The sequence below is a fragment of the Aminobacter sp. P4_H6_2 genome, from assembly GCF_056400805.1.
The window spans coordinates 1-4,948 of sequence record NZ_JBFUKO010000400.1; the positions used below are offsets into that span (position 1 = coordinate 1).

General features: G+C 62.7%; 3 protein-coding genes. 1 reads left to right on the forward strand and 2 read right to left on the reverse strand.

Annotated elements, in window-relative coordinates:
* The first annotated feature begins 426 nt into the window (after nt 1-426).
* Nucleotides 427-2,394: a M23 family metallopeptidase gene (locus AC1DUU_RS22775; RefSeq protein ID WP_476785661.1), complete on the forward strand. Its 1,968-nt coding sequence runs from the start codon at nt 427-429 to the stop codon at nt 2,392-2,394.
* On the opposite strand, the gene AC1DUU_RS22780 is transcribed toward AC1DUU_RS22775, so the two are convergent.
* Nucleotides 2,391-3,146, reverse strand: a complete 756-nt coding sequence (locus AC1DUU_RS22780) for a diguanylate cyclase domain-containing protein (RefSeq protein WP_476785659.1) — start codon at nt 3,144-3,146, stop codon at nt 2,391-2,393. The genes AC1DUU_RS22775 and AC1DUU_RS22780 overlap by 4 nt on opposite strands.
* Before the next feature lie 153 nt (nt 3,147-3,299).
* Nucleotides 3,300-4,823: an MFS transporter gene (locus AC1DUU_RS22785; protein WP_476785660.1), complete on the reverse strand. Its 1,524-nt coding sequence runs from the start codon at nt 4,821-4,823 to the stop codon at nt 3,300-3,302.
* Between the last annotated feature and the right edge of the window lie 125 nt (nt 4,824-4,948).

Consider the following 4,948-nt stretch of genomic DNA (forward strand, 5'->3'; position numbering starts at 1 on the left):
CGCGCCAAACGCGAAACCAAGYCAAAACAACAGGAATCGGACGAACAAGGACAGGCGGCCACGGCCGAAATCGATCGGCAAATAATGATACAGGACCGATTCACGGCGAGTTCTGGCCAGCTGACTGCGAACACCAAACAAGCTCCATCCGTGCGCCCCTATATGTAAGAAGAGTGCCCGGCAGCATTCCGCGTTCTCTTATCGTATGAACAAAGCCCACCGCTGCTCACGAAGCCCTATTCCCGCCCCAATACGCGCAGATGTCTCGAAGCGGCCCTGGCGCGGAATGAGTCTGTACGCGCACCCTATATAGAGAGGGGCAGGCTGACGGATCGCGGTTCGTTGACTTGGAGCGCCATGACAGGCAAATGTCTTGGCAACTAAAAGCAAGCGGGCGCAAAGCGTCGGGGATATTTACCGTACTTGATGCAGGATACGTGCCAGACCATAGCCGAGCTCGGCAATGAGCCGCCGCTTATCGCGGATGGCCGCGCCGGTCCCCCGGACCGTCGCGAGGTCTCGGCACGTTGGCTGTCAGGCACTTTCCTCACCGGCGTGACGTCCTCCGTTTTGATGGGCGTGGCACTTTTTGCTGCCCTCGACGGGCGCGAGCAGCTGGCGACCCCACCCGAGATCGCCGAACTCGCAACACTTGCCGCTGGCGGCGACGCCGGCCAGAAGGCCAAGACCACGCGCCTTGCGCCGCTGCGCCAGATCGCCAAGGCCAAGGACCGGCGGCGCATGGAAGTGTCGATGGTCACCAAGCAGGGTGACCGCGAGGTGATCCGCACCATGCCTTTCGTGCAGATCAAGATGGCGCTGGCAGCAAGCCATCCCACGACACGCAGCTACCCCGCTTTCGATCCCCTGACGGTCTTCGCCGAAGATGGCCCCGCACAGCCAGCGGCACCCGCAGCTGCGACCGGCCAGATCTACGGTGTCAAGGTCGAGAGCGAGATGAGCCTCAAGACCGTCGACTTCCCAGTTGAGACCGCAGCCTTTGACGAGACCTCGGCCCTTTCCGCCAATGAGGTCGAAAAGGTGGTGCGCGACGCCGGCGGCGACCTGACTGAAGGCGATATCCAGGTCGCGTCATTGCACTATATCGACCCGCAGCGTTTCGGCGACGCCTTTGCCGACCAGACGCTGGCCGGCTCCTATGGCATCAAGATCGTGCCGGAGAATGTCTCGGTCTCGTCCCGCGCCGACGTCGATCCAGAAACACTTTCTTATGCCGAAGACATCATCGCCTTTGAAAAAGACCGCAAGATCGTCGATGCGCTGGCTGACTCAGGCTATGTTGGCGAGGACGCCCAAGGCATGGCGAAGGCAATCTCGCGCCTGCTCAACGCCACAGCACTCAAAGCCGGCACCGTGCTGCGCATCGGCCTCGAGGTTCGCGGCGATGTCGGCAAGATCGTGCGCACCAGCGTCTACGACCGCACCCAGCATATCCTGACCATCGCGCTCGACGACCGCAACCAGTTCGTACCGGGCGACGAGCCGGAGCCGAACCCCGAGATCGCCACCGCCTTCGATGACACGCCAAGGGTCTCGACGTCGCGCGGTGCCTTGCCCACAGTCTATGACGGCATCTATCGGGCGGCCTATTCCTACGGCATGTCGCAGGACATGACCAAGAAGCTGGTCAGGCTCTTGAGTTCCGACGTCGACTTCCAGTCGCGGCTCAATCCGTCCGATCGCATCGAGGTGTTCTTTTCGCAGCCGGACGGCGACGACAAGGCATCAGACGATTCCGAGCTGCTTTATGTCTCGGCGAATTTCGGCGGCAACACACGCAACTTCTACCGTTTCCAGATGAGTGACGGCGCGGTCGACTATTTCGACGAGGATGGCCGCAGCGCGCGTCAGTTCCTGCTGCGCAACCCATTGCCCAACGGCAGGTTCCGCTCCGGCTTCGGCGGCCGCAAGCACCCGATCCTGGGCTATGTCAAAATGCACACCGGCGTCGATTGGGCAGCCCCCACCGGCACGCCGATCATCGCCTCCGGCAATGGCATCGTCGAAAAGGCTGGCTGGGCCGGCGGCTACGGCAAGCAGACGATCATCCGCCATACCAATGGCTACGAGACATCCTACAATCACCAGAGCCGCATTGCAGGTGAGGTCGTTCCGGGCGCTCGCGTCCGCCAGGGCCAGGTCATCGGCTATGTCGGCACCACCGGCCTGTCCACCGGTGCGCATTTGCATTACGAGCTGATCGTCAACGGCACCAAGGTCGATCCGATGCGCGTGCGCCTGCCTACCGGCCGCGCGTTGTCTGGCGATGAACTGACAGCCTTCAAGCGTGAGCGCGAGCGCATCGACGATCTGCTCAAGGACGAAAACAAGGACGCGCTGAAGGTCGCGAGCACGGCAAAGGCCAGCGGCTAAGCTCGGCTCGCGACGCTTGCGATGCCGTCACTTGCGAGTGCGTCGTATTTGGCCCGCTTGGCGATGTACATGGCCCGGTCCGCCGCCGCGATCAGGGCTTCTGGATCGCCGCCGTCGTCGGGGAAGACCGCGATGCCGATCGTGGCACCTACGACCAGCTGCAATGACTCCGCTTCAATAGGCTTGGCGATGTCGCGCTGGAGCCGCTGGCTAAGAAACAGCAGCGCTTCGGTATTGCTGACATCATGCAGCACCACGCCGAACTCGTCGCCACCGAGCCGGGCAACAGTCGCCCCCTTCGGCGCCGCATTAGCGATCCGCTGCGCCACCTCGACCAGCACCGCGTCGCCAGCGGCATGGCCATGCCTGTCGTTGACCGGCTTGAACCCGTCCAGGTCGATATAGATCACAGCACAGCCGGAAGGCGAGCCATTGGATCGGCCGATCGACGCGTGGATTTCCTCGCGGAAGCGGCGACGATTGGCAAGGCCAGTGAGCGGGTCATGGCGAGCGGTATCATGGGCGAGGCGCTCCGCCGCCTCGCGGCGCGCAACCTCGCGCGACAGCTGCCGGGTGCGAATGCCGAGCATGACAAGGGCAACGATGCCGGCGCAAAGCAGCAGCGACAGCAATTCGTCCAACTGCCACGCTTCATAAGTGCGCGTGACCTGATAGAGTTGCTCGAAGAGATTGACCTGCGTGTCTATCGCAAACAGCACGACACATAGCAGCAGCCAGATTCCGTAGGGCATGTATCCTCGCCAGATAGCGGTGCGCCACGGCGTTGCCTCGCCCAAGCCTTGGTGCCGACTCTTGTCGATTGCCGACATGATTTCCGCCTTTTTCGAAACCAAGACATGCCTCCAAAGCCTTAACAAGGTGCTAGCGCAACTCATGCAATTGCATCAATCGGCAGCTGTCCGCGCGCTTGTCCCGGGCTTTTCGGCAGCCCTCTTCCACGACGGCTGAGTGAACCAGGCAACCGCTGCCGCAACAAAACACATTGCGGCCGAAATGGCGGCAATCACTGAAAAGGCACGGTTGGTCGCCGATACCCTGAGCGTCTCGGCGGCGGCATCGAGCGGTGACGCGACAAAGGCGCCGAACTCCGCACCGGGTGCGGCTGTTCCCAAAACCTTGGCGAAGACGACGCCGGYGACGGCACCGAGCGAAGCGACCGCCATCAAGCCGGCTGCGCGCGCAAGCGCGTTGTTGATGCCCGAGGCGAGACCTGTGTCTTCTTCTGGGGTCGCCCGCATCACCGCCGCCGAAACCGGCGAAACCACGATCGCCATGCCAAGGCCCTTGAGCAGCAGGATCGGGAACGTCACTTGCCACAGCATCATCAGCGGCATGGTGAGTGCGAGGCCAACATAAGAGATGCCGACGATCGCAGCGCCTATGGTCAGTGGCCAGCGCGGCCCGATCGCGTCGGACAGCCTGCCCGAGTAGCTCGACAGGCCGGCGATGAACAGCGAAAGCGGCAAGAACAGCAGGCTCGCCTCCCATTCCTTGACGCCCCAGCCTGAGACAACGGTCATCGGCAGGAAAAACAACACCGCGTTGAAGGCAAAAAACAGGACCAGCGTGTAGAGATTGGCGCCGGCGAAGGCGCGCGAGGCAAACAAACCGAGCTTGACCATCGGTGCGCCGGCACGCTTTTCCCAAACAATGAAGCCGGCGAAGATTACGCTGCCAAGCGCGATCCAGGCCCATGGCGAGACGGCCCTTGCCTCAACAGGCAGGCCGAAAGCTGTCAGCCCCCAGGCCATCAGGCCGAGGCCGGCGGTCGCAAGAGCCGCCCCTGTGATGTCGAGCCTGCGCTTCGCAGACGGCCGGTCGCGCGGCACCTTGGCAAAAATCATGCCGAGCGCGACAAGCCCGATCGGCACGTTGATGGCGAAGATCAGCCGCCACATCCATTCGGCGCCGAACGACAGCACCATGCCGCCAACGAACGGTCCCATGGCGGTGGTCAGCGACGAGAATGCCGCCCATTGGCCGATCGCCTTGCCGCGTGTTTCGGTCGGGTAGGCTTTTGCGATGATGGCGAGACTGCCTGGCACCATCAGTGCCGCACCGATGCCTTGGGCGGCGCGCGTGATGATCAGCATGTCGGCATCGACAGCCAGCGCGCAGGCCGCCGACGTGATCATGAACAGCAAAATGCCGGTGGCGAAGATGTTGCGGACGCCGAAGACATCGCCGGCGGCACCGCCAAGCAGAACAAGCGCGGACAGAAACAGCATGTAGCCATTGCTGATCCACTGGGCGTCGACCAGCGACGCGCCGAGGTCGGCGCGGATGATCGGCATGGCGAGCGACACCACCGTCCCGTCGATGAAGCCCATGCTGGATGCAAGGATCGCCGACACCAGCACATAGCGCCGGGCCTCGGGCGGGCAAAAGACGTGGTTGGTATTTGGCACGGTGTCTGATGTGTCCATGGGGCGAGACTATGTGCGAGAAGGTTGCGCGGGAAGTGACCAAGGGAAATGATTTCGCGGAGCCAGAAATCCGCCTGCGGCGCACTCTACGTTGCCCCCCTCCGGCC

Excerpts from the sequence above, each read along its gene's own strand:
- AC1DUU_RS22775 (WP_476785661.1), top strand. The coding sequence starts at position 427 with ATGCAGGATACGTGCCAGACCATAGCCGAGCTCGGCAATGAGCCGCCG.
- AC1DUU_RS22780 (WP_476785659.1), bottom strand. The coding sequence starts at position 3,146 with ATGCCCTACGGAATCTGGCTGCTGCTATGTGTCGTGCTGTTTGCGATA.